We start from the raw sequence: 26,266 nt of genomic DNA on the forward strand, positions 1-26,266 counted from the left end.
CGTCCGGCGTCGAGTGATGCGGCGCGTCTCACAATCGTTGCCACGGACACCGGGTGGGACGATCGACGCATGACGGCAACGATCGGGTTGGGACTGGCAGCACTCGGGCGACCCGGGTACATCAACCTCGGACACGACGAGGACCTGCCGCCGGGCCGCGCGGTGGACGACCTGCGGACGCGAACCCATGAGCTGCTCGAGCAGGCGTGGCAAGCCGGCGTTCGCTACTTCGACGCCGCGCGTTCGTACGGTCTTGCCGAAATCTTCCTCGGCGAGTGGCTCACCTCCGAACGCCGCGACCACCTCACCATCGGGTCGAAATGGGGCTACACGTACGTCGCCGACTGGCGGCCGGACGCGGACACGCACGAGGTGAAGGACCACTCGCTGGCAACGTTCGAACGGCAATGGCCCGAGACGCTTCAAGCGCTTGGTGGACCACCCGATTTCTACCTGGTCCACAGCCTCACCTCCGACAGCCCGGCCCTCGACGACTCCGCGCTGCTCGACCGACTCGGTCAGCTCGCGGCCGACGGCGTACGCGTAGGATTGTCGACAAGCGGACCACGCCAGGCCGAGACGTTGCGCAAGGCACTTGCGCTCAACGGCCCGTTCACCGCCGTGCAGTCGACTTGGAACGTCCTCGAGCCCTCGGCCGGACCGGCGCTCGCGGAAGCGCACGACGCAGGCTGGTTCGTCGTCGTCAAGGAAGCCGTCGCCAACGGTCGCCTGACCGCCAAGGCCGGCGACACCTCCTTCAACGAGTTCGCCCGCCGGCGCGGCATCAGACCCGACGCTCTCGCGATCGGCGCCGCAGTCGCCCAACCGTGGGCCGACGTCGTACTCAGCGGCGCCGGCACGACAGACCAACTCGCAAGCAACCTCGAGTACGCCGCGCCCGACGTACTCCCCGACGTCGCCCAACCCCCCGACGACTACTGGACCCAACGCGCCGCCCTACCGTGGATCTGATCGCCAGCGGCTGACCACGCATGCACGAGCTGCCGGACGCGTGCACGAGCTGCGCCACGCGCTCCGCCGGTGCTCATACCTCGCCAGGCTCCGCGCGCTTCCGCGCGCCCTCTCGTTCTGCGGGCTTTCACCTGCGGGCGCGTGGGATGAGGCTGTTGGTGTCAGAAGGTGTGGTCGTCGGTGGGGAAGGTTCCGGAGGCTACTTCGGCGGCGTAGGTGGTGGCGGCCGCGGTGAGGATGCCTCTCAGGTCGGCGTACTGCTTCACGAAGCGGGGCATGGTGCCGGAGCGCATGCCCGCCATGTCTTGCCAGACGAGGACCTGGGCGTCGGTGTCGCGGCCGGCGCCGATGCCGATGGTCGGGATGCTGACCCGCTTGGTGATCTCGGCGGCGACGTCACCCGGGACCATCTCGAGCACGACGGAGAACGCGCCGGCCTCAGCGAGCGCGATCGCGTCGTCGATCAGGCCGGCCGCCTGATCACCACGACCCTGGACGCGGTAGCCGCCGATGCTGTGTTCGCTCTGCGGCGTGAAACCGATGTGCGCCATCACCGGGATCCCGGACTGGGTCAGCTTCTCGACCATCGGTACGACGGTGCGGCCGCCCTCGAGCTTGACCGCGTGGACACCGGCTTCCTTCATGAAGCGGACGGCGGTGTGGAACGCCTGCTCGGGGGACGCCTGGTACGAGCCGAACGGCAGGTCGGCGACGACGAGCGCACGATCGACCGCACCGGCGACTGCACGGGCCAGCGGGATCAGTTCGTCCACGGTGACGCGGAGGGTCGTCTCGTAGCCGAACACGTTGTTCGCGGCGGAGTCACCGACCAGGAGCACGGGGATGCCCGCCTGGTCGAAGATCTCGGCGGTGTACTGGTCGTACGCCGTCAGCATCGCCCACTTCTCGCCACGGTTCTTCATGTCGCGGAGGTGATGGACGCGGTACCTGCGCGGTCGCTTGCTGCCGTCGCCCGGTGCTGTGGTGGACGAGGCGTCACCCGGCGAGGCGGCGCTGTTCTGAGGAGACGTCTGTGCGGGCGTCTCGCCGACGGACGCGGTCGGCTGAGCAACCGTTCGACCCGACTGAGCGTGAGCTCCACTCGCTCCAGCTGAAGCTCCACTCGCCCCGGCGAGAGCACCACTCGGCTGAGCGGAGGCTCCCGCTGGCTGAGCGGACGATCCGATCGCCTGTGTCGAGGATCCGGTCGGCTGCGCGGAGGATCCGGCCGACCGACTGGAGGATTCGGTCGGCTGAGTGGAGGATCCGGTTGGCTGAGTGGAGGATCCGGTCGGCTGCTCAGGAGAGCCGGTCGGCTGCGGGGAGCCGGTTTGCTCACCGAGCGGACCGGGTTGCTGGGCGAGCGGTCCAGTTTGCTGGGCGAGATGGCCGGTTGGCTGGGCAGTTCCGGTCGGTTGGGAGGCCGCGAGGGACTGCTGGGCGCGGCGGGCGCGGTGGGAGCCGGTGTGCTCCGCGACCTGGCTCGGCGCGTCCTGCTGGACGTCCGCACGTCGCCGGGCGCCGACTGGCTTGGGTTGCTCGCTCACCGGTGTATTGCTCTCGTACTCCGCACTCGGGTCCGACAGGTAGCCGTTGTCCGACCGCCCTCCGGAATCCTGACCGTACTTTCCTCCCAGCATCTCCGGCAGGTACGCCGTGATGGTCGGAGCGTCCAGGTTGCTGCCACGCCCAGAGTCCCCAGACTCCAGCCCAGGCCGAGGACTCGCCTGCCCGTGCCCCTGCTGCTGACCCAGCGACCCCCGCTCGTGCCCCTGCTGATGACCCAGCGACCCTCGCTCGTGCCCCTCCTGCTGACCCAGCGACCTCTGCTCGTGCAGCTGCTGCTCACGCAGCGGCCCGTCCTCGTGCCCTTGCTGCCTACCGAGGGGCCCGTGCTCGTGCCGCTGCTGTTGGCCATGCGACGGTCCCTGCTGCTCACCAAGCGGCCCCTGCTCCTGACCGTGCGACTGCCCGGGCTGACCGTGCGACTGGCCGGCTTGGGCATGCGGCTGGCCTGCCTGGCCGTGCTGCTGAGGCTGCGCTTGGCCGTGCTGTGGGTGCTCTGGCAGGTGCTGCCCGTTCTCTGGGCCGTTCGGCTGGGCCTGCGGTTGGCCGGGCTCCTGACCCTGTCGTTGGCCCTGTTCGGGTCGAGGCTGCGGGGTCGGAGCCGCGGAAGGTGATTGGGGTGGAGTGTTCGACGACGCCTGAGGCTGAGCGTGCGGTGGTTGGTGCAGCGAGGGCGGAGGCGGCGGTGAGGTCACGCCGTTGTTGTGAGCTCCGGGCGCTGGGGTCGGAGCAGGACCGCTCCAGTTGCTGGTGCCGTTGGAGCCGTTGGAGCCGTGTGGTGCCGGCGGGTGCGGCGTTACACCGTTGCTGCCGAAGTGTGGGGGAGCGGGCGGGCGCTGGGGCTGCTGCAGTGCTCCCGGGGGTGGCGTCTGCCTGGTCGGCGGCACTCCGTTGCTGCCCGGACCGAACGGGCTCGGCCGGCCCTGCTGCGGCGGCGGACCAGCCGGCGCCTGCTGGGGCTGCTGCGGCCGGAACGGATTCTGTTCCTGGTACTGCCCGAACGGCGACTCGTCCCGGCCCGGCCCAGCCTCACGACCAGCCTCACCCCGACCGAACTCACCCCGCCCAGCCTCGCCACGACCAACCTCACGACCAGGCTCACCGCGGCCGAACTCACCTCGCCCGGCCTCACCGCGCGCGGCCTCACGACCAGGCTCACCGCGACCGAACTCACTCCGCCCGAGCTCGCCACGACCGAACTCACCACGGCCAGCTTCGCGACCGGGCTCGTGGCCGAACTCGCCACGTGCAGGCTCACCACGGCCGGGTTCGCGACCGGGTTCGCGGCCGGGTTCGCGGCCGAACTCACCACGCGCAGGCTCACCACGGCCGGGCTCGCGACCGGGTTCGCGGCCGAACTCGCCACGTGCAGGCTCACCACGGCCAGCTTCGCGACCGGGCTCGCGGCCGAACTCACCACGTGCAGGCTCACCACGGCCGAGCTCGCGACCAGGTTCGCGGCCGAACTCACCGCGCGCAGGCTCGCCGCGGCCGGGCTCGCGGCCGAACTCACCACGGGCGGGCTCGCGGCCGAGTTCACCTCGGGGCGTGTCGCGGGGTGGGTCTGGGCGGGTGGGGTCGCTGCTGTAGTAGTCGGGGCGCTGTGGTGGTTGGTCGCCGTACGGGCGCTGTTGCGGCTGGTCGGCGTACCGCTGCTGGGGTTGCTGCGTGGGGGGTGGTGGAGGCCCTGGGAGGTAGGGCGGCTTGGGGACGTACGGCTGCTGGGGCACCGGGCCTCGTTCGTACGACCTGGGGGCGCTCGGCAACGACGGGGAGGGGTCGAGGCCGAGGGCGTTGCCGCGGTCCCGCCAGGTGTCGTCGCCGTAGTCCGAGCGGCGGTGCTCCTCGGTTGTCCGGTTCTTCGGTCCGGTCCCGTACGGCGAGGGCAGTTCGTCGTCGTCCTGGGTACCGGCCGACAGGAAGTTGTCAACCATGCCTTCATCGTCCCACCGTTGCGGAGGGTGAGCGCTACCGGCTGCGCGTGAGCGGTCGCTCACATCGTCCGCGGGCAGGCCGGAGGAGTCCGCGGGGTCCTCGAGGGAACCCCACGGGGTGTCGGAGGTCCGGCGGTACCGCCAGGAATCACTCAGTGCTCTCCGCCACCTTCCGTGCCTCCTCACCACTGGCCTCACCAACAGCCTGCCCACCGGCCGCCGACGAACCAGCCGTTGACGAACCAGGCGCGGCCTTCGACGAACCAACCGCGGCCTCCGACGAACCGGCTGCGGCTGGACCGGCTGCGGCTGAATCAGCGACGGGCGGGTCGGCCGGCGCGGCGGTGGGCGGTGTGCCTGGGTCGGTGTCGTCGGTCGTGTGTGCTGCCTTGCGGGCGTCCTCGCGCCAGGCGTTCGTGATGGGCAGGCGGCGGTCGCGGCCGAAGGCCTTGTGGGTGATCTTCGGACCGGGAGGGAACTGGCGCCGCTTGTACTCCGCCTTGTCGACGAGCTGGATCACCTGGCTCACCAGCTCCGCCTCGAACCCGGCCGCGACCAGCTCCGCACTGCCGCGGTCCTGCTCGACGTAGTCGTCCAGCATGTCGTCGAGCAGGTCGTACGGCGGCAGCGAGTCGGTGTCCTGCTGACCCGGCCGGAGCTCCGCCGACGGCGGTTTGGCGATCGAGTTCTCCGGGATCGGCGGCTGCTGGCCGCGCGCCTTCGCGTCGGCGTTGCGCCACTTCGCCAGCCGCCAGACCACCGTCTTCGGGACATCCTTGAGCGGCGCGTACCCGCCGACGGCGTCACCGTAGATGGTCGAGTAGCCGACGGACAGCTCGGACTTGTTGCCGCAGGCAAGGACCAGATGGCCGTCGGCGTTCGACAGGCCCATCCAGATGACCGCGCGGACGCGGGCCTGCAGGTTCTCCTCGGCCAGCCCGGTGAGCCCGAGGGTGTCGATGAACGGTTGCACCATCGGCTGGATCGGGATGACCCGGTAGTTCAGGCCGGTGCGCGCGGCCAGCTCGGCGGCGTCGTCGCGCGAGTGGTCGCTGGAGTACACGCTCGGGTTCGAGATCCCGACCACGTGCTCGGGCCCGACCGCGTCACACGCGATCGCGGCGACTAGCGACGAGTCGATGCCGCCGGACAGCCCGAGCAGCACCGACTTGAACCCGTTCTTCTGCACGTAGTCGCGCAGTCCGGTGACGATCGCGCCGTACATCTCGGCCTCGTCCGTCAGCCGCGGCGCGACCGCGGCGCCGACCGCTTCGTACGCCGGGAGCGGGTCGTCGTGGATCACCGTGTGCACGATTTCGATGCCCTCGTGGGTGCCTTCGGGCGTCCCGGTTGGGGCGGGCAGGTCGAGGTCGACCACCATGCTGCCCTGCTCGAACTGGGGAGCCCGGGCGAAGACCTTGCCCTCGGCATCGGCGATCAGCGAGTCGCCGTCGAAGACCAGCTCGTCCTGGCCGCCGACCAGGTTGACGTACGCCAGCGGGCAGCCGGCCTCACGGGCCCGGCGGCTGACCAGCTCGCCGCGGACGTCGTCCTTGTTGGCCTCGTACGGCGAACTGTTGACCACGAGCAGGAGGCCGGCGCCGGCGGCTCTGGTCACCGCCACCGGCCCACCGTCCTGCCAGAGGTCCTCGCAGATGACCAGGGCGACGTCGATGCCGTGGATCCGGACGACCTGCAGGGTGCTGCCGGGAACGAAGTGCCGGAACTCGTCGAAGACGCCATAGTTCGGCAGGTGGTGCTTGACCGCGCTCGTGACCACGCGGCCCTGGTGGATGACCGCGGCGGAGTTGGTCGGGGAGCCTTTCGGACGACCGAGCCGGTCGACGCCCATCGCCGTACCGGTGGCGCGGTCGAGGTAGCCGCAGACCACAACGATGTCGCCGAGACCTTCGTCCGCCAGCCGGGTCGCCAGGTCCTGGATCCGGGCCTGGGAGGCGTCCACGAACGAGGCCCGCAGGGCCAGGTCTTCCACCGGGTAGCCGGTCAGCGCGAGCTCCGGGAAGGCGACTACGTGGGCGCCGCGCTCGACGGCGTTGCGGGTCCACGCGACGATCTTCTCCGCGTTCCCGTCGATGTCACCGACGGTCACGTTGAGCTGAGCGAGAGCAACCCGAAGCTGAGGCACGGGAGCACATTACTGGTTCCCTGGCTCGAACCCACCCCCGATGTAGGAGTTGATCAAACGCAGGTTCCGGTCCATCGAATCCATCGCGTCGACGGTGAGGTGCTCGCGGGTCAGCGGCGGGTACTCCGTCCGCATCCGCTCGACGTGGTCCCACCCCACCTCGTGCCATCCGGGAATGGCTCGGTCCCGGCGTCCCAGCCTTCTCCGATGTTCGGTCTCGTCGCTACAGACACACTCAACGACGAACAGTCGGGATCCGAAGCGCGCCGCCATCCTGCCCCACCGATCGGCAACCTCGTCGTCGAGCAAGCAGTCGACGATCGCGGATTGACCGAACATGAGTTGCCGCCGGATCAGCGTCCCGAGCAGGTCGTAGTACAGCGCCAGGAACGCCGGTCTGCTGAGTCCGTCGAGTACTCCGTGCGGCTTCAGCGCTCCGAGCAGCCAGTCGCCGGCGAAGACCGGGACGCCGGTGCGTTTGCCTACGCCCTCGGCGACGCTGGACTTGCCGGTGCCCGGTAGGCCGGTGATGGCGAGGACGGTCACGGGGTGGTGGTGATGAGGTCGAAGTGGTTGTTTTCGGGGTCGGTGAGGGTGGTGCGGTTCGGGGTGGGCTGGTCGATGATTCGGCCGCCGGCGGTGAGAGTGGCGTCGATGCGGGACTGGGCGTGGTCGGGGGCGACGTACAGCTCGAGGCGGAGGCGGTTGCGCTGCCGGCGCCGGTCCTCGTCGGTCGCCTCCATCTGCTGGAAGAACAGCACCGGGTTGAGCCGGCGCGGGTCGGTGATGTCGGTGACGTGCGGACGCCCATCGGGCTCGTACCCGAGAAGGTTCTGCCAAAAGCTCCGGATCGCCGGTACGTCGACCGCGTCCAGACCGAACTGCACGAACCGCAACCGCGCCGGATCCGCGGTCAGTCCCAGTCCGTGCGCGGCGGCCTGGACGCGGACGGCCAGGTCCGCGAACCGCTCGTCCTCCTCCCACAGGTCCTTGCCGGTGTCGATGATGACGCCGTCCGGTCGCAGGTCGACCAGCAACGGCATCCCCGACTCGTCCACCAGACCGGCCACGGCCGTGGCGAGCTCGACCGCCTGCGCGGGCGACGTGGTCGGGTAGAACGTCATCCCGCCGAAGAGCAGCTGCCAGTCGGACGCGGTCTCGGCGACGTCGCCGCCGACCACGTCGACCTCGTTGCCCTCCACATCGGCGATCCTGCAGTGGTAGTCGCTGGCGAGCTCTTCCCGCCCACCCGCCGCCGCGGCGGTCTCGCGAGCGGCCGCCAGCGTCGATGGACGGACGACGTCGACGTGGATCCGGTTGCGCAGCGGTCGTGGCTCGTCCAGCGGACCGAAGGAGAACGTCGGATCCCGGCGCAGCGGATCCACCAAGGAGTCAGCGTTCCGGTCGTAGCCGAGTACGCCGTGCCAGAGCTTGGACACCGCCGTCCGGTCGACCGCCTCGATCCCGAGGTGCAGCTCCTGCAGCGCGGACGGGTCGGCCGTCAGACCAAGCTCCCGGGCCGCCGTCGAGATCCCCTCCGCCCGCTCCGGGTCGGCGACGCGTACACGGACCCCGCGATCGCGCAGCTCGATCAACGGCAGGCCGTCACGAGACAGCTCGGCGATCCGGCCGACCAGCGCCGCACCGGCCGTCTGCGACGAGGCGTCGTACCAAGCACTCAGCTGAGAACCGAGAACCCGCCAGTCTTCGCTCATGCGCCACAGACTAGCGACGAAGGTTCCCCCGGCTGCTGACTTTCGATGGATGGCGAGCGATCAAGCGGCCGATTCACTGGAGGTATGACAGCACAGGGTGGACCGACCGGACTGACCGAGCGCGCGCTGGGCCCGGACCTGGCACGCGGGTTCATGCTGCTGTTCATCGCGCTGGCGAACTCGCACTACTTCGTTTACGGCGCGACGATCTTCGGCGGCTTCCCGACGGACGGCTCGGCCGTGGACCGGGTGGTCGCCTTCCTGCTCTCGACCTTCGTCGACGGCCGCGCGTTCCCGATGTTCGGCCTGCTCTTCGGGTACGGCGTCGCGCAGATCGTCCGCCGGCAGCGTGCGGCCGGGCAGGAGTGGCGGCCGATCCGGAAGCTGTTGAGGCGGCGCAGCCTGGTGCTGATCGTGCTCGGCTTCCTGCACGCGATGTTGCTCTACATCGGCGACATCCTCGCGGCGTACGGCGTACTGCTCTTCCTCGGCCTCTGGGCGATCCGCTGGAAGGACGTCTGGCTGTTCGTGGTGGCCGCGTTCGTGCTGGTGCTCACCGCGCTTCCGAGCGACGACTCGCTCTCGATCGCGACCGATACCGCGGATCCGTCGATGCTGCCGTCTACCCTGCTCGACCAGTTCGCCGAGCGGATCGTCGTTCAGCCGCTCATCGCGCTGCTCGGCCCGATCGGTTTCGTCACGCCGTTCCTGATCGGGCTGTGGGCCGGCCGCCGGCGCATCCTCGAACGACCGGCCGAGCACCTCACCCTGCTCCGCACGACCGCGGTCGCCGGGATCACCGTCGCGATCGTCGGCGCGCTGCCGGTGTCGCTCGTCGTCGGCGGGGTGATCGACCGGCCGAGCCACGACACGCTGTCGATCATCGGCCCGTTGCACGACACGGTCGGGGTCTTCGGCGGATTCGGGTACGCCGCTCTGATCGTGCTGATCGCGCTGCGTCTCGGCGACCGCCGGGGCCGGTTCACGCAGGCGATCGTCGCGGTCGGGCAGCGGTCGCTGACGTGTTACCTCGCCCAGTCGGTCGTGTGGGCGGTCGTGTTCACGCCGTTCCTGCTCGACCTCTCGCGGACTCTCAGTACGACCACGACAGCGCTCCTCGCCGTCGCGACCTGGCTGGCGACCGTCGTGCTGGCCGACCGGATGCGGCGGCGGAACTACCGCGGTCCGTTCGAGATCCTGATCCGCCGGTTCACCTACCGGTCGTCGAAACCGGCGGCCGCCCCAGCCAGGGGTGGTGTGTAATAACGGCGTGACGAGTGGGCAGGAGCCGGCGGGGGACGTCCGGCTGGGACGGATCGGCAAGGGGCTGCGGATCCTCGTGGCCGTGGCCGGTGTCGGGCTGCTGATCAACGGGTCGGTCCGGGCCACCGACGACGCGTGGCCGTTCGGTCCGATGTCGCAGTACGCCATGTCGGTCCCGGACGACGCCTCGATCACCTACACCCGGATCAGTGCGCAGACCGACGCCGGGACGACGGTCGACGTACCGCTGAACATCGAGGGCGCCGGGGTCGCCCGGGCCGAGATCGAGGCCCGGACCGGGGAGATCGTCAAGGATCCGTCGCTGCTCCAGCAGGTCGCGGACGGGTGGGCGAAGAAGCACCCGGACGAGCCGGAGTACGTCAAGCTCGAGCTGATCCGCGACACCACCCAACTCGTGAACGGCCGGGTCGAGGGACCGCCGACGCCTGAGGTGCTGGCCACCTGGGAGGTCCGCCGATGACCGCGGTCGACGCGCCCGCCGGGCTGCCAACGAGGATCGCGGGCTGGTTCACGCCGTACGTCGCCCTCGGCCGGATCGCCTGGTTGCGGACCGTTCTCTACCTCTTCGTCATCCTCGACATGCACGCGTTCGTCCGCGACACCCGGCTCAAGGGCGAGCACCCTGGCCTCTACCAGCCGTTGCTGCTGGCCCGGATCTTCGACCTGCCCAGGCCGTCGGTCGTGATCACGACCACTCTGTACGTCGTCCTGATCGTGGCCTGCCTGGTCGGTGCGACGAACTACTTCCCGCGGCTCGCCGGCTGGATCGTGGCTCCGGCGTTCACCTGGTGGGTGCTGATCGGGATGAGCGACGGCAAGGTCGACCACGACCACCTCGCCCTGGTAATCGCGCTCTGGGTGCTGCCGACGGTCAGGTCCGGCCGGCGCGGCCTGGCGGCGTACGGCGACCAGACCAGGTCGGAGGCGGCCGGGTGGGCGGTCCGGTGCGTGCAGATCTGCGTGGTCGCGACGTACTTCCTGTCCGCGGTCGCCAAGTTGCGGAGTGCCGGCTGGGCGCTGACGTGGCCGGGCAGCGCGATCCTGACCTGGGCGATCGTACGGCGGCCGCACCCGGTCGGGGAGTGGTTGCTGCACCACCCGTGGCTGCTGCACGTGATGCAGTGGGTCGGCATCGTCGCGGAGTTCCTGTCGCCGGTGATCCTCTGGCTCAAGGGCCGGTGGCAGTTGCTCGGGGCGTTGTTCTTCCTCGGGTTCCACCTGGCGAACACGGCGATCCTGCTGATCCACTTCCTGCCGACGGTGGTCTGCTGGCTGGCGTTCGCGCCGCTGGAGCGGATCGTGCCGTGGTTCAGGGGGCGCCGGTCAGACCGCGACGCCGGAGAGGCCGAAGACGAGGCCGAAAAGGGCCGGGAGGCCAAGGAGCAGACCGGCGCGTAGCCGGAAGCGGCGGCCGCCCGGGCCGGGGGTCCGGACCACGCGGGACAGCACGGCACCGGCGTACCCGAAGACCAGGGCGGCGAGCAGGATCTGCTTCGTCGGCAGGTCGTCGGCCTGGTGATGGGTCAGGCCGAGCGTGACCAGCCCGGTGCAGCAGAACGCGCACATGCCGAAGCCGAGCTCCGGCACCGGCAACCAGCGGCGGCCCAGCACGTCCCGCTCGGCCGGGCGCTTGCCGCGGATCGACTGGACGAACCGGGTGGTGCTGAGCAGCAGGTCGCTGGCGCAGAGGATCGCGGCCACGATCAGCGCGGCGCGAAAGACTGTCTGCACGCAGGACACGGTAGGCCCTGATCGGCGCGATGTCCGCACCAGCACGTAACGTCTGCTTAACAGAGCAGAGGCAGACTGTGTGAGGGCCCCGGGACGCTGACGGGCCGTTGACGAGCGAGAGGTGGACTGGCCGATGGACAAGCAGCAGGAGTTCGTACTGCGCGCGCTCGAGGAGCGCGACGTACGGTTCGTGCGGCTCTGGTTCACCGACGTGCTCGGGTTCCTGAAGTCGGTCGCGGTCGCGCCGGCGGAGCTGGAGGGCGCCTTCGCCGAGGGGATCGGGTTCGACGGCTCCGCGATCGAGGGGTTCGCCCGGGTGACCGAGGCCGACATGCTGGCCAAGCCGGACCCGTCGACCTTCCAGATCCTGCCCTGGCGGGGCGAGACGATGGGCACCGCGCGGATGTTCTGCGACATCAACATGCCGGACGGGTCCGCGTCGTTCGCCGACCCGCGGTACGTGCTGAAGCGGACGCTGTCGCGCGCGGCCGACCTGGGGTTCACCTTCTACACTCACCCCGAGATCGAGTTCTACCTGTTCAAGTCGCTCACCGGCGAGCCGGGATCCAAGCTCGAGCCGGTCGACCAGTCCGGGTACTTCGACCACACCCCGCAGGGCATCGGGAACGACTTCCGCCGTGAGGCGATCACGATGCTGGAGTCGATGGGCATCTCGGTCGAGTTCAGCCACCACGAGGGCGGCCCGGGTCAGCAGGAGATCGACCTGCGGTACGCCGACGCGCTCACCACCGCGGACAACATCATGACCTTCCGGGTGGTGGTGAAGGAGGTCGCGCTCAGCCAGGGCATCTACGCGTCGTTCATGCCGAAGCCGCTGAGCGACCAGCCCGGGTCCGGGATGCACACCCACATGTCGTTGTTCGAGGGTGACCGGAACGCGTTCTTCGAGGGCGGCGCTCAGTACCAGCTGTCGAAGACCGGGCGGGCGTTCATCGCCGGCCTGCTGCACCACGCCGCCGAGATCACCGCGGTGACGAACCAGTGGGTGAACTCCTACAAGCGGCTCGCGGTCGGTGACGAGGCGCCGTCGTTCATCTCCTGGGGTCACAACAACCGATCCGCGCTGGTCCGGGTGCCGATGTACAAGCCGCACAAGGGGCAGTCCTCGCGGGTCGAGTTCCGCTCGCTGGACTCGGCGGCGAACCCGTACCTCGCGTTCGCGCTGATGCTCGCGGCCGGGCTGAAGGGGATCGAGGACGGCTACGAACTGCCGCGCGAGGTCGAGGACGACATCTGGTCGCTGACGTCCCGCGAACGCAAGGCGCTCGGCATCAAGCCGCTGCCGAACAGCCTCGCCGAGGCGATCAGCGCGATGGAGGACAGCGAACTCGTCGCCGAGACGCTCGGCGAGCACGTCTTCGACTTCTTCCTCCGCAACAAGCGCGCCGAGTGGCAGGACTACCGCCGCCAGGTAACCCCCTTCGAACTCAACAAACTCCTCCCGGTCCTGTAACTGAAAACGCGAGTGTGTTCAGAGGTTGGCGAGCTGATCGTCCGAGGCGTGCTTGGACGCCCACCGCGAGGCCGCGGTCGAGTGCCGGTAGGGCGGGTCGGTCGTAGTCGCAACCTCGGCCGGCGGTACGTCGACCGCTGCGGGCACGACCCGCGATCCGTCCGGGGCGAGGGCGTGCACCTCTTCGACGGTGAGGAGGCCGACCGGTCGCGTGCCTTCGGTGATCACCACGATGCACCCGGGGATCACCTGCTGAGCCCGGTGTCCCTTGGCCGGCACGAGGATCCCCTCGGCCGGGGTGCGCCAGGCGCCGGGCGCGAACTCGCGTAACGCGATCCCGGCCTGGCCGTCGTCGGCCGTCCGCGGTGGGAGGTACGCCGTGGCTGTGTAGTCGTAGTCGTAGTCCGGCTCAGGCGGACCCGACACTCGCCCGCCCTGCTGGGGCGTCAACCAGACCACCGTGCCCCGAACAGCGAGCGACCCCGTCATCATGACCATGAACAGCCATCATGCCGATTACTGAGCGAATCCGCTACACGACACCGTGTATTCGCCGCAACGGGTTCGCGATCCAGTCGAGACACTGTGTGCACGGCCTGAGCATAGAGCGCGCCTTGGCCTCAACCGGTTGTTGCACATGATTTGTGTGATGACTGGAGGTTGTGGTGCCGGGTAGGCGGTTGGATGAGCGGGAGCGTCAGGTGATTGAGAGGTCGCTGGCGGCTGGGTTGTCGGTGGAGCAGATCGGGGCGGTGCTGGGGCGTCATCGCACGACGATTGCGCGGGAGATCGAGCGCAACGGTGTTGGTCGGTTTGGGTCGCTGCCGCCGCGGCGGGCGGCCGGTGGTGGGATGTGGGGCCGGCCGCGGGTGTATCGGGCGGTGCGGGCGCAACGTCATGCGGTCCGGCGGGCGCGTCGTCCGAAGCCGTTCAAGCTGACCGGGCCGTTGGCGCTGGCGGTTGGGGAGTTGTTGTTGCAGGACTGGTCCCCGCAGCAGATCGCGGCGAGCTTGCCAGGGTTGTTCCCCGGCGACGACGGTATGCGGGTGAGCCACGAGACGATCTACCAGTCGTTGTTCGTGCAGACCCGCGGCGAGTTGCGGCGGGAACTGACCGAGCACCTGCGCACCAAACGGATGAGCCGCAGGCCCCGCAGCGGCGTTGTGCGGCGGGGCCTGATCGGGATCGTGCCGATCAGCCAGCGGCCGGCCGAGGTCTGCGATCGGGCCGTGCCCGGGCACTGGGAAGGCGACCTGCTGCTGGGCGGGGTCGGCAAGGGCGCGGTGATCACCCTGGTCGAACGCAAGAGCCGGTTCGTGCTGCTGGCCCCGCTGCCGGACCGGCATACCGGGCTGGATCTGAAGGCCGCGCTGACGCCGCTGATCGGCTCGCTGCCCCAAGCGCTGCGCGGCTCGCTGACCTGGGACCGCGGCAGCGAGATGAGCGAGCACGCCGCCATCGCTGTCGACGCCGGGATCGACATCTACTTCGCCGACCCCCACTCACCTTGGCAGCGGGGCAGCAACGAGAACACCAACGGACTGCTGCGCCAGTACTGGCCCAAAGGCGCCGACCTCCGAACCCTCACCCAGGCCCGCACCGACGAAGTCGCCCACCTGCTGAACACCCGCCCCCGACAGACCCTGGGATGGAAGACTCCGGCCCAAGCCCTCAACGAGGCCCTCAGTGCAACAACCAGTTGAAACCGCCCGCGACGGCGTACTCACAGGGTGCACAAAGTCGGCCCGACAACGGGTGCGCGCGGTGTGGGCGGGCGGGGGCCGGTAGCCTGCGGGGGTGGCTGAGGTGCGGCGCGGGTCTTGGGAAGGACGGCTGGTCCGGCTGGGGTTCGCGGATCCGCGGCGGGCCGTGGCAGCTCTGGAGCAGTTGGACCGGCTGGACTCGCACAGTCCGATCGCGACCGAGCAGCTGATCACCGCGCTGTCCGAGGCGGCGGATCCCGACCTCGCGCTGCAGGGCCTGTGCGGCCTGGCCGAGGGCTTGCACCGCAACGAGTACGACGTCGCCGCGTTCGCGCGCACGCTCGAGGTGGACGAGGACTTCCGCCGCCGGCTGGTGGCGGTCCTCGGTGCGAGCGAGGCGCTCGGCCGGCACCTCGGCGTCCACCCGCGGCATTGGTACGACCTGGCCGACCCGGCGCTGACCGGCGTACACCCGTCCGTCGACGACGTCCGGGCCCGACTCGCCACGGCCGTGGATGCTCCGAACCCGGTGGACGCCCTGCGGGTCGAGTACCGGCGGCTCCTGCTCAGACTTGCGGCGCGTGACCTGGCCGAGGGGCTGCTCGTCGACGAGGTGGCCGCTGTCCTGGCGGACCTGGCCGGGGGAGCGCTCGAGACCGCCCTGCACATCGCCCGGAACGAGTACTTCGCCGCGCACCCGTCGGCCGCCGACTGCCGGCTCGCGATCATTGCCATGGGCAAGTGTGGTGGCCGGGAGCTCAACTATGTCAGCGATGTCGACGTCCTGTTCGTCGCCGAGCCGCTCGACGGCGACCCGGAGGCGCCCGCGCTGAAGACCGCGACCCAGCTCGCGGCCGCCGCGATGCGGATCTGCTCGGCGCACACCGCCGAAGGCACGCTCTGGCCGGTCGACGCGGCGCTCCGTCCCGAGGGCAGGTCGGGCCCGCTCGTCCGCACGCTCGAGAGCCACCTCGCGTACTACCAGCGCTGGGCCAAGACCTGGGAGTTCCAGGCCCTGCTGAAGGCCCGCCCGGTCGCCGGCGACGCGGAGCTCGGGCAGCGGTACGCCGAGAAGACGTCCGAGCTGGTGTGGTCGGCGGCGGACCGGCCGGGGTTCGTCGACGACGTCCAGGCGATGCGCCGGCGGGTGATCGATCACATCCCGGCGGCCGACGTGGATCGCCAGCTCAAGCTCGGTCCGGGCGGGCTGCGGGACGTCGAGTTCGCCGTACAACTCCTGCAGCTCGTGCACGGTCGCAATGACGAGGCGGTCCACAGCGGGACGACGCTGGTCGCGCTCGAGTCGCTGACCGCCAACGGGTACGTCGGTCGCAGCGACGGCGCCGTCCTGGCTGACGCGTACCGGTTCCTGCGGTCGATGGAGCACCGCATCCAGCTGTACCGGTTGCGGCGTACTCATCAGGTCCCGGAGGACGACGCCGACCTCCGCCGGCTCGGCCGGTCGCTCGGGTTCACGAAGAACCCGGTCGCCGACCTGACCGCGGCCTGGAAGAAGCACGCGCTCGAGGTACGGCGCCTGCACGAGAAGCTGTTCTACCGGCCGCTGCTCGCGGCCGTCGCGCGAATCCCCGGCGGCGAGGTGCGGCTGACCCCCGAGGCGGCCAAGCAACGGCTCACCGCCCTCGGGTACGCCGATCCGTCGTCGGCGCTCCGGCACATCGAGGCCCTGTCGGAAGGGGTGTCACGCCGGTCGTCGATCCAGAAGGCATTGTTGCCGGCGATGCTCGGCTGGTTCGCCGAGTCACCTGATCCCGACGCCGGACTGCTCGCGTTCCGGACGATCTCGGACACGCTCGGGTCCACCCCGTGGTACCTGCGCCAACTCCGCGACGAAGGCGCCTCCGCCGAGCGCCTCGCGCACCTGCTCGCCAGCGGCCGGTACGCCGTCGACCTGCTGCAGCGGGCACCCGAAGCGACCGCGATGCTGGCCGACGAACGCGAGCTCGTGCCGCGGTCGCAGGAGAGCCTGCTGTCGGAGATGTCCGCGGCGGCGAGCCGGCAGGACGAGCCCGAGGCCGCCGTGGCCGCGATCCGGGCGGTCCGGCGGCGCGAGCTCTTCCGGGTGGCCGCGGCCGATCTGTCCCGGCTGCTCGACGTCGAGACCGTGGGCGAGGCGCTGACCGCGATCTCGGTCGGCACGCTGACGACCGCGCTCGAGGTCGCCCGGCGCGCGGTCGCGAAGGGGGAGCCCGAGCCGACCCGGATGTCGATCGTCGCGATGGGTCGGTTCGGCGGGCACGAGCTCGGGTACGGCAGCGACGCGGACGTGATGTTCGTGCACGATCCGGTGCCGGGCGCGGACGAGAAGGCGGCGACCGACTTCGCCACCCAGACGGCGACCGAGTTGCGCCGGCTGCTCGCGCTGCCGGGCGCCGATCCGGCGGTCCAGGTGGACGCGGACCTGCGTCCCGAGGGTCGCCAGGGGCCGTTGGTCCGGACGTTGGCGTCGTACGCGTCCTACTACGCCCGCTGGTCCGCGGTGTGGGAGGCGCAGGCGCTGCTGCGGGCGGACCCGCTGTGCGGCGACGCCGAGCTGTGCAACGCCTTCCGCGCGCTGATCGACCCGCTGCGCTACCCGGAGAACGGCGTCAGCGACCGGGACGTGATGGAGATCCGGCGGATCAAGGCGCGCGTGGACGCCGAACGCCTGCCGCGCGGCGCCAACCGCAGCACGCACACCAAGCTCGGCCGGGGCGGCCTGGCCGACATCGAGTGGACCGTGCAACTCCTGCAGTTGCGCGAGGCCCGCCGAGTACATGGTCTGCGGACGACCCGGACCCTCGCGGCGCTCGAGGCCGCGGTCGAGGCCGGGCTGGTCGAGGCGACGGATGCGGACACGTTGCGGGTCGCATGGGAGCTGGCCACCCGCGTCCGGAACGCGATCATGCTGGTCCGCGCCCGCCCGGGCGACTCGCTGCCGAACGATCCCCGCGACCTCGCCGCAGTCGCCCACATCTGTGGCTACCCACCGGGTGAGTCGGGCCGCTTCTCCGACGACTACCTGCGCATCACCCGCCGGGCGCACAACACCGTCGCGCACCTCTTCTGGGACGACTAATAGGATCGTAGTGGTGGAGACGGTGGATCAGGTCAGGCAGGCGGGGGTTTTCAGCACCGTCCGGCGCAGCGTCCGGATGACGGTCGGGCAGAAGCGCGTGTGGGCGACCGACTGGCCGGCCCTCGGGCGGACGCAGGAGGACCTGCCGCCGGGCGAGGTGGACCTGGCCGAGTGGTTCGGCCGGGAAGCGCCGACCGTGCTGGAGATCGGGTCGGGGATGGGCGAGGCGACCGCGCAGCTCGCGGTGGCCGCGCCGGAGGTGAACCATCTGGCCGCCGAGGTGTACCCGGCGGGTCTGGGCCAGCTGATGCTCTGGGTGGAGAAGTACGACCTGGACAACGTCCGCCTGCTGCAGGGCGACGCGCTCGACTTCCTCCGCGACCGCGTCGCGCCCGGCACACTGGCCGGCGTACGGATCTACTTCCCGGATCCGTGGCCGAAGAAGCGACACCACAAGCGGCGGCTCGTCACGCCGCCGTTCGTCGCGCTGGTCGCGTCCCGGCTGCAGCCCGGCGGCACGTTGCACCTGGCAACCGATTGGGCCGACTACGCGGACCGGATGCTGGAAATCTGCGAGGCCGAGCCGCTCCTGCGCAACCAGTACGACGGCTGGGCCCCACGGCCCGAGTGGCGGCCGGTGACCAAGTTCGAGGCGCGCGCCCAGGCCGAGGGCCGGGTCTGCCGCGACCTGATCTACACCAAGGTCACGCCGACCGGCTCGTGAAGCTCCACAGCCCGGCCGGCACCGTGTAGACGGTGTACCCGTCCTGGTACGACGCCTCACCCGCGTACGGACCCGGTACGGCGCTGACGTCCGAAGCCGCCGCGGACGGGACGTGGACCTCGGCCGTCGTACCCACCGGGACCTCGACGTCGAGCGACAGCACCCGGCTGACCTGCTTCCAGCTCACCGTGACCCGGCCGCGAATCGTCTCGGTCCGGATCGACGCCGAGCTGACGTCGGTGCGCGCCTCCGGGCGGACCAGGATCCGTTGCCAGCCCGCATCGAGGTTCCGCAGTCCGGCGACGTTCTCGTACACCCATTGCACGACGGTGCCCTGGAAGTAGTGGTCGCGCGAGCGGGAGTCCTCCTCCCACATCTCCCACATCGTGTCCGCGCCGAGGTCGAACCAGTACAGCCAGCTCGGGTACGAGCGCTGCAACGCGACCTTCGTGGCCGCGTCGCCGTACCCGTGAGCGGTCAGCACCGGCAGCAGGACGCCGACGCCGAGGCACCCGGTGTTGAGGTGGAAACCACGAGCCTCCACGTCCGCGGCCAGGTTGGCGGCGACCCGCGGGACCAGCTCCTCCGGCACCATCCCGAACGCGAGCGGTACGGCGTTCGACGTCTGCCGGTAGTCCGGGTCGTCACCGGACCGGTACACGCCGGCCTCGCGATCCAGGAACGCGCGGTTGAGGCCGTCGGACAGCTCGGCCGCCGCCTTCCGGTACTCGTGCGGCCGGCCGATCAGGTCGCCGATCTCGGCTGCCGCGACGAGCGCGCGATAGAGGTACGCCGTACCCGTGAGCCGTCGGTCTTCGGGCGCCGGGCCGTTGCCGTAACCGGGTGGAAGCCAGTCGCCGAGCACGCTGACGGACAGACCGTCCTCGACCCGGTCGAGCTCCCAGGCGAGGTAGCGGGTCAGCGAGTCCCAGTGCTCGTGCAGCAGCCGCTCGTCGCCGTACGCGCGATGCATCTCCCGCAGCAGGAACGGGTAGACCGTCGGCCACTCGGTCGCGGGGGAGAGGTCGGTGAAACCCCAACCGCTCGACGGGACGATCACCGGCAACTGCCCAGATTCAGCCTGGCTGTCGCGGATGTCGCCGAGCCACTTGGTGAAGAACCGGGCCAGGTCGAGGGTCGCCAGCATCGTCGGCCCGCCGACCTGCGCGTCCCCGGTCCACCCGTTCTTCTCCATGAAGGGCGTGTCCGTCGGGATGCCGTGCAGGTTGTTCAGGATCGTCCGGCGCATCGCCTGGTCGAACTGCTCGTACGCCGGCTGCGTCGAGGCGAACCGCGTCACCGTCCGCACGTCCGAATGAACCACGCGCAACTGCACCTGCGGCCGCTCGGTGACGCCGTCGACCTGGACGTACCGGAAACCCTTGTAGGAGAAGCGTGGCTCCCACTCCTCGGCACCGTTGCCGGCGGCAATGTACTCGTCGCGCTGGATCCGGTCGCCCTCGACGTGCGCGTTCACCGCCACCACGTTGCCGTCAGCAACTGTCTCGCCGTGGGTCAGACTGATCACGGTGCCGGCGTCGGCGGTCACGGTCAGCTTGGTCCAGCCGGCCGTGGTCCGGCCGAAGTCGACGATCCACACCCCGGGCCGGACCTCCGTGACCTCTGTGGGCTCGACGGCCTCGACCACCCGGATCGGCTCGTGCGCCTGGGCCTGCAGCGGACCCTTCGGGCCGTCCACGATCGACGCGGTCGCCCAGCCGGAGTCGTCGAACGCGGCTGTGTCCCACCCGGGGAGGGCACGGCGGGCGTCGTACGTCTCGCCGGTGTACAGGTCGTCCGACACGGTCGGGCCGCCGGTGATCTGCCAACTGTCGTCGGTGACCACCTCCACCGTGCGGCCGTCGTCGTACTCGATCACGAGGCGGGCGATCAGGCGTGGCTCGGCGGTCCAGGGGGTCTGGTGCCAGCGCCAGACGTTGGGGGTGGAGAGCCCGAAGAAGCCGCGGCCGAGCTCGGCGCCGACCACGTTGTTGCCCGACCGCAGCAGGTCGGTCACGTCGTGCGTGACGTAGAGAACCGTGTGGTCGTAGTCGGTGAAGCCGGGATCGAGGACGGCGTCGCCGACCCGCTGACCGTTGAGCCGCACGTCGGCGTACCCGAGACCGCAGGCGTACAGCCGTGCCCGCTGCACCGTCCCGCCGACCGCGAACACCCGGCGGAGCAGGGGAGCGCTGTCCGTCTCGCCGCCGATCCACTGGGCGCCCGCGAACCCTTCGTCGAGAAGCGCGGTCTCGAACCACTCCGGCTCCGCCCAGCCGCCGTCACGGTCCAGTCCGTCCCACAGTCGGACGGTCCAGTGGTACCGGGTGCGAGCCGTCAACGGCCTGCCGTCGTACTCGATACCGAAGGTCCGCGGCGAGGTCACCTTGCCCGAGTCCCAGAGGTCCGCGTCCTCCGGCGTCAGCAGCTCCGGCGACGAGGCGACGAGCACCTGGTACGCCGCCTGGGTCGCGCCGTGTCCTGGAGCGGAGGCGACCCACCCGAACCGCGGTCGGCGGACGTCGGTGCCCAGCGGGCGCTCGGCGTACTCGGTCTTCAGCGTTCCTGCGGTCAGCGGACCACCAGGTGACCAACCGTCCGGCAGTACGTGCATCAGGCGGCTCCTCAGGCTCGTCGGCACCCCGAGGACCGTAGGCAGGCGGCCGCCGGGCTTTCAACCGTCTGACCAGATCCGGCCGGGCGTCTCACCCACCAATTAGTTGTCTCGGATCGTGAAACCTGAGCAAATCGCTCGACTTTGTCCGGTTTCATGGAGGCATGCAGGTCACGACGAACGCACCCGGCGACGCGCTCACGCGTCGTCGGCATGTCGACCTGCTGCGGGTGAATTCCGCCTGCTGTTGACCTTCGGCGCAGTACTTCGGTCCGTCCACCCCAGTCCTCGCCCGAAGGATCACTCCTGTGCGTCGTCTCATCCTCATCGCCCTGCTCGGAGCCGTGGCCCAACTCGTCGACGGCACGCTCGGCATGGCCTACGGCGTCACCGCCACCACGGCCCTGCTGATCACCGGCATCACCCCGGCCGTCGCCTCCGCCTCCGTCCACCTCGCCGAAGTGGGCACCACGCTCGCCTCCGGCCTCTCGCACTGGCGCTTCGGCAACGTCGACTGGCGCGTGGTCGCGCTGATCGGCGTCCCGGGCGGCGTCGGCGCGTTCGCCGGCGCGACCTTCCTGTCCGGTCTGTCGACCGAGGCGGCCTCGCTCTGGGTCGCCGGACTGCTGCTGCTGATCGGCGTGTACATCCTGGTGCGGTTCGCCACCGGCAAGGTGCGGGCCGTGCTGGAGGGACGCCCGGCCGGCAAGTTCCTCGGCCCGCTCGGCCTGGTGGCCGGCTTCGTCGACGCGACCGGCGGTGGCGGCTGGGGGCCGGTCGCGACCTCGACGCTACTCAGCAGCGGCAAGCTCGAGCCGCGCCGGACGGTCGGTTCGGTGAGCGCGGCCGAGTTCATCGTCTCGGTCGCCGCCAGCATCGGGTTCCTGCTCGGGCTCGGCAAGGAGAACCTGCCGTTCGGGATCGTCGCCGCCCTGCTCGTCGGCGGCGTGCTGGCGGCGCCGCTGGCCGCCTGGCTGGTGTCGCGGCTGGCGACCCGCTGGCTCGGTGTCGGCGTCGGCCTGGTCCTGATCCTGACCAACGCCCGCACGCTGCTGAAGGGTCTCGGGGTCGCCGAAGGCCCACGCTTCCTGGTGTACGGCGTCCTGGTCGCCGCATGGGCCGCGGTCGTCGCCTACAGCGTGCGCACGACCGGACGCCGCGCGGACGCCGATGCCCGCCGCGAGCTCGAGACCGTCTGACCCCGGTCCTGCAGTTCCTGGCAGTGGCCGGCCCGGATTACGGGTTGGCCACTGGCGCGCCCGGACGTTCGGTCCGTTCGGAAGCGCGCCGTACTGTGGGAACGTGGTTCGATTCCTGCCGTTCCTGATCAGCCTGGCGCTCAGCGTGTACGCGCTGTTCTCCTGCATCCAGACGCCCGAGGAGGACGTGCCGCACCTGCCGAAGCTGGTGTGGATCGTCCTGATCGTGTTCGTCCCGTTCGTCGGGCCGATCGTCTGGCTGCTCATGCTGCGCCTGCAGCACGGCCGCCGCGAGCGCGCGGTCCGGCCGCCGGCGCCGGGCGGCCGGCCGGCCGCGCCGGACGACGATCCGGACTTCCTCAAGTCGCTGGACCGCTACCGCGATCCGCGCACGACGGTGAAGCCACCCGAACCGCCCAAGGAACCCGAGGCAGAGCAGGACGACCAGCCCAAGCCGAAGCCCCAGGACGAGAACACCTCGTCGGAGCCCGACGACGGCAAGACCTGAGCCTCCGCGCAGGTCCCTGCCGTTCCGTCAGGTAGTCAGTGGTGCGGTGGCAGCTCCGTCACGCCGACTTGCGGTGCTCAGGGAGGAGAGTCGTGTCGCGCTCGGACTCCGTGGTGCCGCCCCAGACGCCGTACGGCTCTCCGACCGAGAGCGCGTGCTGACGGCACTCGGGCTGGACCGGGCAGGTCCCGCAGAGCGACTTCGCCACCATCTCGCGGGCCCTTTTGCGGACGCCACGCTCCGACTCGGGCGAGAAGAACAACTCCGGGTTGACGTCGCGGCACGCGGCTTGCGACTGCCAGTCCCACAGATCCATGAGCGGGCGGGGCAGGCGAGGCATCCCTCTCGACATGGCAACCTCCTTGACTCACCGTGAGCGCGGACGGGCGCTCGGTGAAAACTATGCTCAACTCCCAGCGAGTTCAACCCTTGTTGTCTCGAAGTTCGGTCCTTTCGTTATCGGCACGTGGCGTCGCAGGCCGTGATCGGGCCCGGTTCACGCGGTGACGGTGTTCACGTCATCACTGCATGTGACATGAGTCACTCGGTTGCTTCAGACGAGCAGAGCACCCAGAACGGCGGCGACCAGGCCGGCGCCGAGGTTGAGGACGACGTTCAGCACCGCCTTCCCGCGGCGGCCCGCGGCAGCCAGTGCGGTCGTCTCGGCGGCGAACGTGCTGTACGTCGTGAACGCGCCGCAGAACCCGACGCCGACGAGCACGGTCGTGGTCCGATCGGTCACTCCGGTGAGCAGTCCGAGGACGAAACTGCCCAGGATGTTGACAGTGAAGGTTCCCCAGGGCAACGGAGTACTTGCGTTGCTGGTCGGCAACCATCGGCCGACCAGGTGCTTGTCCACCAGGAAGCGCAGGGGAGCGCCGACCGCCGCGCCGAGGGCGACGAGCAGGACGTTCATCGCGGCCGCCCGGCCCACTCGCCGAGGGTTGCCGCCAGCAACGCCGCGACCACCGTGCCGAAGAAGTAGACCAGGGCAACGACCACGTGGTCCGGCAGCAGCTTCTCGGTGTCCACGGCGAACGTCGAGAAGGTCGTGAACCCGCCGAGGATGCCGGTGCCGAGGAACGGCCGGAGCAGTGGGTGCGACCGGGGCGTCATCCGCGCGAGCAGGACGCCGATGGCGAAACAGCCGAGCACGTTCGTCGCGAACGTCGCCCAGGGGAAGTCGCCCGGTCCGTGCGGGAAGACCTCAGCGAGCCCGTACCGGGCCAACGAGCCGACGACCCCGCCGAGCGCCACGACGCCGAGGACACGCGGCAGTCCGGGCTGTGCCATGGCCGACTCCGCTCGCTCAGGTGCCGCTCTCCGCCGGGTCGTAACGGTAGTACTCGTGCGCGCCGTGCGCCGTTCCGGTCTCGCCGGTCAGCGCCCGGATCACCATCCGGTGGGTGACGGCCAGCACCGGACCGTCCGTGTTTGCGGTGTGCCGGGCCAGTGCGGCCCGAGCGCGCTCGCGGACCTGGGACAGCGGCTCCCACGGGCGTTGGATGCCCTGCGGCCACTCCCCGTCGTACGCCTCGAGCTCAGCCTGAGCAGCCTGTACCTCGGCCAGACCGCGCCAGGAGCCGGTGTGATCCGGCAGCCAGTCCCGCAGGTCGTAGTCGACCCGTACGCCGAGGGCCAGCCGGTGACCGATGATCGCGGCGCTGTGGAGCGCCCGGGTGAACGGTGAGCTCACCAGGTAAGTCGCCCCGATGCCGCTGAGCAGGTCCGCGACCTCCTGGGCCTGCTTCGCGCCGACCGGCGTCAGCGGGGCGCTGTCGGCCGCCAGGCCCGGCAGGCCGCGGGCGTCGACCGGTCCGTAGTCCGGCTCGCCGTGCCGGACCAGGTAGATCTGCGTCACGGCCATGTTCTACCTGAGATGGCGGGCGCCCGCCCAGCCCCGGGAGTGACTGTTCGGAAGGGGATCGGCGATGCTGGTCGGCGGGCGCACCTGGTGGAGCTCGTCGAAGAGACTCGACCGGGCCGGTGGCTCGATCCAGCGCACCTCGGTCGCTCCCTGGTGGCCGTGGACGGCGAGCACGGAGTCGATGTCCGGCCAGACCGCCGTGGCCGGGTTGCTTCCGCGCCACCGCAACGCGACCGACCCGTCGCTGAACTCGCACCCCTCAGCCACCACACCGGTCCCGGACACACCACTGGGATCCCGGTAGCGCACCAACTCGAAGGTCCGCGGCCTCACCCTGTGCACCCCTCACCATCGAACGTCGTTGCAGCCCTCAACGACGCCGACCCGTCCGCGGTTACTGGTACAGGGCCGGCAAGAGGCTGGCAAGCGGATGGTAGGGTCGATCTCGTGAAGCGCAGCTATTGGCGATTTTTTGAGTGGCCGGCCTTGGTGCCGGGCGACTCAGCCGCCTGCTGACGCCCAACCGAAGACACCAGAGCCGGCCCGAAGGCAAGGACATGCGTCCTTGCCTTTTCTCGTTCCCGCCGGCGCTGCTCAGGGTCCTCCTGGCCGGGCCGGCCAGACCCCGAAGGATCCCAGCAGATGAACACCCTCCCGCAGCGAACCAGCCAGGCGGCCGTCGTCGACCGGCGGATCGAGAAGACCGTCCCGCTGATCACGCCGCTCGCCCTGCACGACGAACTGCCGCTGAGTGACGCACTCGCCGAGCGCGTCGTCACCGGCCGGCAGGCGGTCGCCGACGTACTGAACGGCGTGGACGACCGCCTCCTGGTCGTCGTCGGCCCGTGCTCGGTGCACGACGCCCAGGCCGCCCTCGAGTACGCCGAGCGCCTCCGGCCGGTGGCCGAGCGACTCTCCGACGGCCTGCTCGTGGTCATGCGGGTGTACTTCGAGAAGCCGCGGTCGACCCTGGGCTGGAAGGGCCTGATCAACGACCCGGGCCTCGACGGCTCCGGCGACGTGAACCGCGGTCTGCGGACGGCCCGGCAGCTGCTCCTGCAGGTCCTCGAGCTCGGCCTCCCGGTCGGCTGCGAGTTCCTCGACCCGATCACGCCGCAGTACATCGCCGACACCGTCGGTTGGGGCGCCATCGGCGCGCGGACGGTCGAGAGCCAGGTCCACCGGCAGTTGTCGTCCGGTCTGTCGATGCCGATCGGCATGAAGAACCGTCCCGACGGCAGCATCGGTACGGCGGTCGACGCGATCAAGGCCGCCTCCGTGCCGCACGTCTTCACCGGTATCGACCACGACGGCGCCCCGGCGATCCTGCACACCCGCGGCAACCCGGACTGCCACCTCGTCCTGCGCGGCTCCGACAGCGGACCGAACTACGACGCGGACTCGGTCGCCGGCGCGATGGAACTGCTCCGCAAGGCCGGTCTGCAGGAGCGTGCGGTCGTGGACGCGAGCCATGGCAACAGCCGCAAGGACCACCGCCGTCAGCCCGTGGTCGCGGCGGAGATCGGCCGTCAGGTGGCGGCCGGCGACCGCGCGATCGTCGGGGTGATGCTGGAGTCCTTCCTGGCCGAGGGACGCCAGGAGCTCGACCCGACCCGCGAGCTCACCTACGGCCAGTCGATCACCGACGCCTGCATGGGCTGGGAGACGACCGAGTCGGTGCTCGAGAACCTGCGGGACGCGGCGGTCGCCCGGCGCGGATAGCTGTTCACCCCGTGGCCAAATGGCGGCT

The 26,266-nt window shown here is 70.3% G+C and carries 26 protein-coding genes; 14 read left to right on the plus strand and 12 right to left on the minus strand.

What is annotated here, in order from left to right; translation table 11 throughout:
• Positions 1–69: 69 nt before the first annotated feature.
• Positions 70–972 carry an aldo/keto reductase gene (locus tag ACQPYZ_RS12575; protein ID WP_433167667.1) on the plus strand — a complete coding sequence of 301 codons (903 nt, stop codon included), beginning with the start codon at positions 70–72 and terminating at the stop codon, positions 970–972.
• Positions 973–1,133: 161 nt separating this feature from the next.
• Here ACQPYZ_RS12575 and panB read toward each other — a convergent pair whose 3' ends face one another.
• Positions 1,134–1,895 (minus strand): 3-methyl-2-oxobutanoate hydroxymethyltransferase, encoded by a 762-nt coding sequence (gene panB, locus ACQPYZ_RS12580; protein ID WP_433167668.1) that lies wholly within the window; start codon positions 1,893–1,895, stop codon positions 1,134–1,136.
• An 810-nt stretch (positions 1,896–2,705) separates the two neighbouring features.
• Here panB and ACQPYZ_RS12585 point away from each other — a divergent pair.
• Both ACQPYZ_RS12585 and ACQPYZ_RS12590 read left to right on the plus strand, forming a co-directional pair.
• Positions 2,706–3,152 carry a hypothetical protein gene (locus ACQPYZ_RS12585; protein ID WP_433167669.1) on the plus strand — a complete coding sequence of 149 codons (447 nt, stop codon included), beginning with the start codon at positions 2,706–2,708 and terminating at the stop codon, positions 3,150–3,152.
• Positions 3,153–3,326: 174 nt separating this feature from the next.
• Positions 3,327–4,523: a hypothetical protein gene (locus tag ACQPYZ_RS12590; protein WP_433167670.1), complete on the plus strand. Its 1,197-nt coding sequence runs from the start codon at positions 3,327–3,329 to the stop codon at positions 4,521–4,523.
• Positions 4,524–4,620: 97 nt separating this feature from the next.
• Here the strand turns inward: ACQPYZ_RS12590 and ACQPYZ_RS12595 are convergent, their stop codons facing one another.
• Genes ACQPYZ_RS12595 through ACQPYZ_RS12605 form a run of 3 tightly spaced genes read right to left on the minus strand, consistent with a single transcriptional unit; the run spans position 4,621 to position 8,333 of the window.
• Complete coding sequence (locus ACQPYZ_RS12595; protein ID WP_433167672.1) at positions 4,621–6,618, minus strand: NAD+ synthase; 1,998 nt, start codon at positions 6,616–6,618, stop codon at positions 4,621–4,623.
• A gap of 9 nt (positions 6,619–6,627) precedes the next feature.
• Entirely contained in the window at positions 6,628–7,164 is a 537-nt protein-coding gene (locus ACQPYZ_RS12600) for an AAA family ATPase (protein WP_433167673.1), read from the minus strand.
• Entirely contained in the window at positions 7,161–8,333 is a 1,173-nt protein-coding gene (locus ACQPYZ_RS12605) for a VOC family protein (protein WP_433167674.1), read from the minus strand. The genes ACQPYZ_RS12600 and ACQPYZ_RS12605 overlap by 4 nt, the downstream gene beginning before the upstream one ends.
• 84 nt (positions 8,334–8,417) lie before the next feature.
• Between ACQPYZ_RS12605 and ACQPYZ_RS12610 the strand changes: the two genes are divergently transcribed.
• Genes ACQPYZ_RS12610 through ACQPYZ_RS12620 form a run of 3 tightly spaced genes read left to right on the plus strand, consistent with a single transcriptional unit; the run spans position 8,418 to position 11,015 of the window.
• The gene (locus ACQPYZ_RS12610) at positions 8,418–9,596 is read left to right on the plus strand and encodes a DUF418 domain-containing protein (protein ID WP_433167675.1); all 1,179 of its coding nucleotides are present in this window, start codon (positions 8,418–8,420) and stop codon (positions 9,594–9,596) included.
• 7 nt (positions 9,597–9,603) lie between these two features.
• Positions 9,604–10,077: a hypothetical protein gene (locus tag ACQPYZ_RS12615; RefSeq protein WP_433167676.1), complete on the plus strand. Its 474-nt coding sequence runs from the start codon at positions 9,604–9,606 to the stop codon at positions 10,075–10,077.
• The gene (locus ACQPYZ_RS12620; protein ID WP_433167677.1) at positions 10,074–11,015 is read left to right on the plus strand and encodes a hypothetical protein; all 942 of its coding nucleotides are present in this window, start codon (positions 10,074–10,076) and stop codon (positions 11,013–11,015) included. The genes ACQPYZ_RS12615 and ACQPYZ_RS12620 overlap by 4 nt, the downstream gene beginning before the upstream one ends.
• Here the strand turns inward: ACQPYZ_RS12620 and ACQPYZ_RS12625 are convergent.
• Positions 10,941–11,348 (minus strand): hypothetical protein, encoded by a 408-nt coding sequence (locus ACQPYZ_RS12625; RefSeq protein WP_433167678.1) that lies wholly within the window; start codon positions 11,346–11,348, stop codon positions 10,941–10,943. The genes ACQPYZ_RS12620 and ACQPYZ_RS12625 overlap by 75 nt on opposite strands.
• Before the next feature lie 133 nt (positions 11,349–11,481).
• Here ACQPYZ_RS12625 and glnA point away from each other — a divergent pair, with 133 nt between their 5' ends.
• A complete protein-coding gene (gene glnA / locus ACQPYZ_RS12630) occupies positions 11,482–12,822 on the plus strand; it encodes a type I glutamate--ammonia ligase (RefSeq protein ID WP_433169676.1) in 1,341 nt (446 codons plus the stop codon).
• Between the two features lie 18 nt (positions 12,823–12,840).
• On the opposite strand, the gene ACQPYZ_RS12635 is transcribed toward glnA, so the two are convergent.
• Entirely contained in the window at positions 12,841–13,320 is a 480-nt protein-coding gene (locus ACQPYZ_RS12635; protein WP_433167679.1) for a hypothetical protein, read from the minus strand.
• A 167-nt stretch (positions 13,321–13,487) separates the two neighbouring features.
• Between ACQPYZ_RS12635 and ACQPYZ_RS12640 the strand changes: the two genes are divergently transcribed.
• From ACQPYZ_RS12640 to trmB, 3 genes are all read left to right on the plus strand, one after another.
• On the plus strand, positions 13,488–14,525 hold the full coding sequence (locus ACQPYZ_RS12640) for an IS30 family transposase (RefSeq protein WP_433167680.1): 1,038 nt from the start codon (positions 13,488–13,490) through the stop codon (positions 14,523–14,525).
• A 94-nt stretch (positions 14,526–14,619) separates the two neighbouring features.
• Positions 14,620–17,604, plus strand: coding sequence for a bifunctional [glutamine synthetase] adenylyltransferase/[glutamine synthetase]-adenylyl-L-tyrosine phosphorylase (locus ACQPYZ_RS12645; protein ID WP_433167681.1), 2,985 nt, complete (start codon positions 14,620–14,622; stop codon positions 17,602–17,604).
• A 13-nt stretch (positions 17,605–17,617) separates the two neighbouring features.
• On the plus strand, positions 17,618–18,328 hold the full coding sequence (gene trmB, locus ACQPYZ_RS12650) for a tRNA (guanosine(46)-N7)-methyltransferase TrmB (RefSeq protein ID WP_433167682.1): 711 nt from the start codon (positions 17,618–17,620) through the stop codon (positions 18,326–18,328).
• Here the strand turns inward: trmB and ACQPYZ_RS12655 are convergent.
• On the minus strand, positions 18,309–20,942 hold the full coding sequence (locus ACQPYZ_RS12655) for a family 78 glycoside hydrolase catalytic domain (RefSeq protein WP_433167683.1): 2,634 nt from the start codon (positions 20,940–20,942) through the stop codon (positions 18,309–18,311). The genes trmB and ACQPYZ_RS12655 overlap by 20 nt on opposite strands.
• 164 nt (positions 20,943–21,106) lie before the next feature.
• On the opposite strand from ACQPYZ_RS12655, the gene ACQPYZ_RS12660 reads away from it, so the two are divergent.
• From ACQPYZ_RS12660 to ACQPYZ_RS12670, 3 genes are all read left to right on the plus strand, one after another.
• On the plus strand, positions 21,107–21,193 hold the full coding sequence (locus ACQPYZ_RS12660; RefSeq protein WP_360521122.1) for a putative leader peptide: 87 nt from the start codon (positions 21,107–21,109) through the stop codon (positions 21,191–21,193).
• A 57-nt stretch (positions 21,194–21,250) separates the two neighbouring features.
• The gene (locus tag ACQPYZ_RS12665; RefSeq protein ID WP_433167684.1) at positions 21,251–22,141 is read left to right on the plus strand and encodes a sulfite exporter TauE/SafE family protein; all 891 of its coding nucleotides are present in this window, start codon (positions 21,251–21,253) and stop codon (positions 22,139–22,141) included.
• Positions 22,142–22,244: 103 nt separating this feature from the next.
• On the plus strand, positions 22,245–22,649 hold the full coding sequence (locus ACQPYZ_RS12670; RefSeq protein ID WP_433167685.1) for a PLD nuclease N-terminal domain-containing protein: 405 nt from the start codon (positions 22,245–22,247) through the stop codon (positions 22,647–22,649).
• A 58-nt stretch (positions 22,650–22,707) separates the two neighbouring features.
• On the opposite strand, the gene ACQPYZ_RS12675 is transcribed toward ACQPYZ_RS12670, so the two are convergent.
• The 5 genes from ACQPYZ_RS12675 to ACQPYZ_RS12695 all read right to left on the minus strand — a co-directional run bounded on the left by ACQPYZ_RS12675 (position 22,708) and on the right by ACQPYZ_RS12695 (position 24,849).
• A complete protein-coding gene (locus tag ACQPYZ_RS12675) occupies positions 22,708–23,001 on the minus strand; it encodes a WhiB family transcriptional regulator (protein ID WP_433167686.1) in 294 nt (97 codons plus the stop codon).
• 201 nt (positions 23,002–23,202) lie between these two features.
• Positions 23,203–23,565 carry a fluoride efflux transporter CrcB gene (gene crcB / locus ACQPYZ_RS12680; protein ID WP_433167687.1) on the minus strand — a complete coding sequence of 121 codons (363 nt, stop codon included), beginning with the start codon at positions 23,563–23,565 and terminating at the stop codon, positions 23,203–23,205.
• The gene (gene crcB / locus ACQPYZ_RS12685) at positions 23,562–23,942 is read right to left on the minus strand and encodes a fluoride efflux transporter CrcB (protein WP_433167689.1); all 381 of its coding nucleotides are present in this window, start codon (positions 23,940–23,942) and stop codon (positions 23,562–23,564) included. Before crcB (ACQPYZ_RS12685) ends, crcB (ACQPYZ_RS12680) begins: the two co-directional genes overlap by 4 nt.
• Before the next feature lie 16 nt (positions 23,943–23,958).
• A complete protein-coding gene (locus tag ACQPYZ_RS12690) occupies positions 23,959–24,510 on the minus strand; it encodes a histidine phosphatase family protein (protein ID WP_433167690.1) in 552 nt (183 codons plus the stop codon).
• A gap of 9 nt (positions 24,511–24,519) precedes the next feature.
• On the minus strand, positions 24,520–24,849 hold the full coding sequence (locus ACQPYZ_RS12695) for a hypothetical protein (protein ID WP_433167691.1): 330 nt from the start codon (positions 24,847–24,849) through the stop codon (positions 24,520–24,522).
• Between the two features lie 309 nt (positions 24,850–25,158).
• Here ACQPYZ_RS12695 and ACQPYZ_RS12700 point away from each other — a divergent pair, with 309 nt between their 5' ends.
• A complete protein-coding gene (locus ACQPYZ_RS12700; RefSeq protein ID WP_433167692.1) occupies positions 25,159–26,238 on the plus strand; it encodes a 3-deoxy-7-phosphoheptulonate synthase in 1,080 nt (359 codons plus the stop codon).
• Positions 26,239–26,266 lie beyond the last annotated feature (28 nt).

The organism is Kribbella sp. CA-247076, assembly GCF_050942445.1.
Taxonomy (GTDB): domain Bacteria; phylum Actinomycetota; class Actinomycetes; order Propionibacteriales; family Kribbellaceae; genus Kribbella.

Excerpts from the sequence above, each read along its gene's own strand:
- ACQPYZ_RS12575 (WP_433167667.1), top strand. The coding sequence starts at position 70 with ATGACGGCAACGATCGGGTTGGGACTGGCAGCACTCGGGCGACCCGGG.
- panB (WP_433167668.1), bottom strand. The coding sequence starts at position 1,895 with ATGAAGAACCGTGGCGAGAAGTGGGCGATGCTGACGGCGTACGACCAG.
- ACQPYZ_RS12605 (WP_433167674.1), bottom strand. The coding sequence starts at position 8,333 with ATGAGCGAAGACTGGCGGGTTCTCGGTTCTCAGCTGAGTGCTTGGTAC.
- ACQPYZ_RS12610 (WP_433167675.1), top strand. The coding sequence starts at position 8,418 with ATGACAGCACAGGGTGGACCGACCGGACTGACCGAGCGCGCGCTGGGC.
- ACQPYZ_RS12620 (WP_433167677.1), top strand. The coding sequence starts at position 10,074 with ATGACCGCGGTCGACGCGCCCGCCGGGCTGCCAACGAGGATCGCGGGC.
- glnA (WP_433169676.1), top strand. The coding sequence starts at position 11,482 with ATGGACAAGCAGCAGGAGTTCGTACTGCGCGCGCTCGAGGAGCGCGAC.
- ACQPYZ_RS12635 (WP_433167679.1), bottom strand. The coding sequence starts at position 13,320 with ATGGTCATGATGACGGGGTCGCTCGCTGTTCGGGGCACGGTGGTCTGG.
- ACQPYZ_RS12655 (WP_433167683.1), bottom strand. The coding sequence starts at position 20,942 with ATGCACGTACTGCCGGACGGTTGGTCACCTGGTGGTCCGCTGACCGCA.
- ACQPYZ_RS12660 (WP_360521122.1), top strand. The coding sequence starts at position 21,107 with ATGCAGGTCACGACGAACGCACCCGGCGACGCGCTCACGCGTCGTCGG.
- ACQPYZ_RS12675 (WP_433167686.1), bottom strand. The coding sequence starts at position 23,001 with ATGTCGAGAGGGATGCCTCGCCTGCCCCGCCCGCTCATGGATCTGTGG.
- crcB (WP_433167687.1), bottom strand. The coding sequence starts at position 23,565 with ATGAACGTCCTGCTCGTCGCCCTCGGCGCGGCGGTCGGCGCTCCCCTG.
- crcB (WP_433167689.1), bottom strand. The coding sequence starts at position 23,942 with ATGGCACAGCCCGGACTGCCGCGTGTCCTCGGCGTCGTGGCGCTCGGC.
- ACQPYZ_RS12700 (WP_433167692.1), top strand. The coding sequence starts at position 25,159 with ATGAACACCCTCCCGCAGCGAACCAGCCAGGCGGCCGTCGTCGACCGG.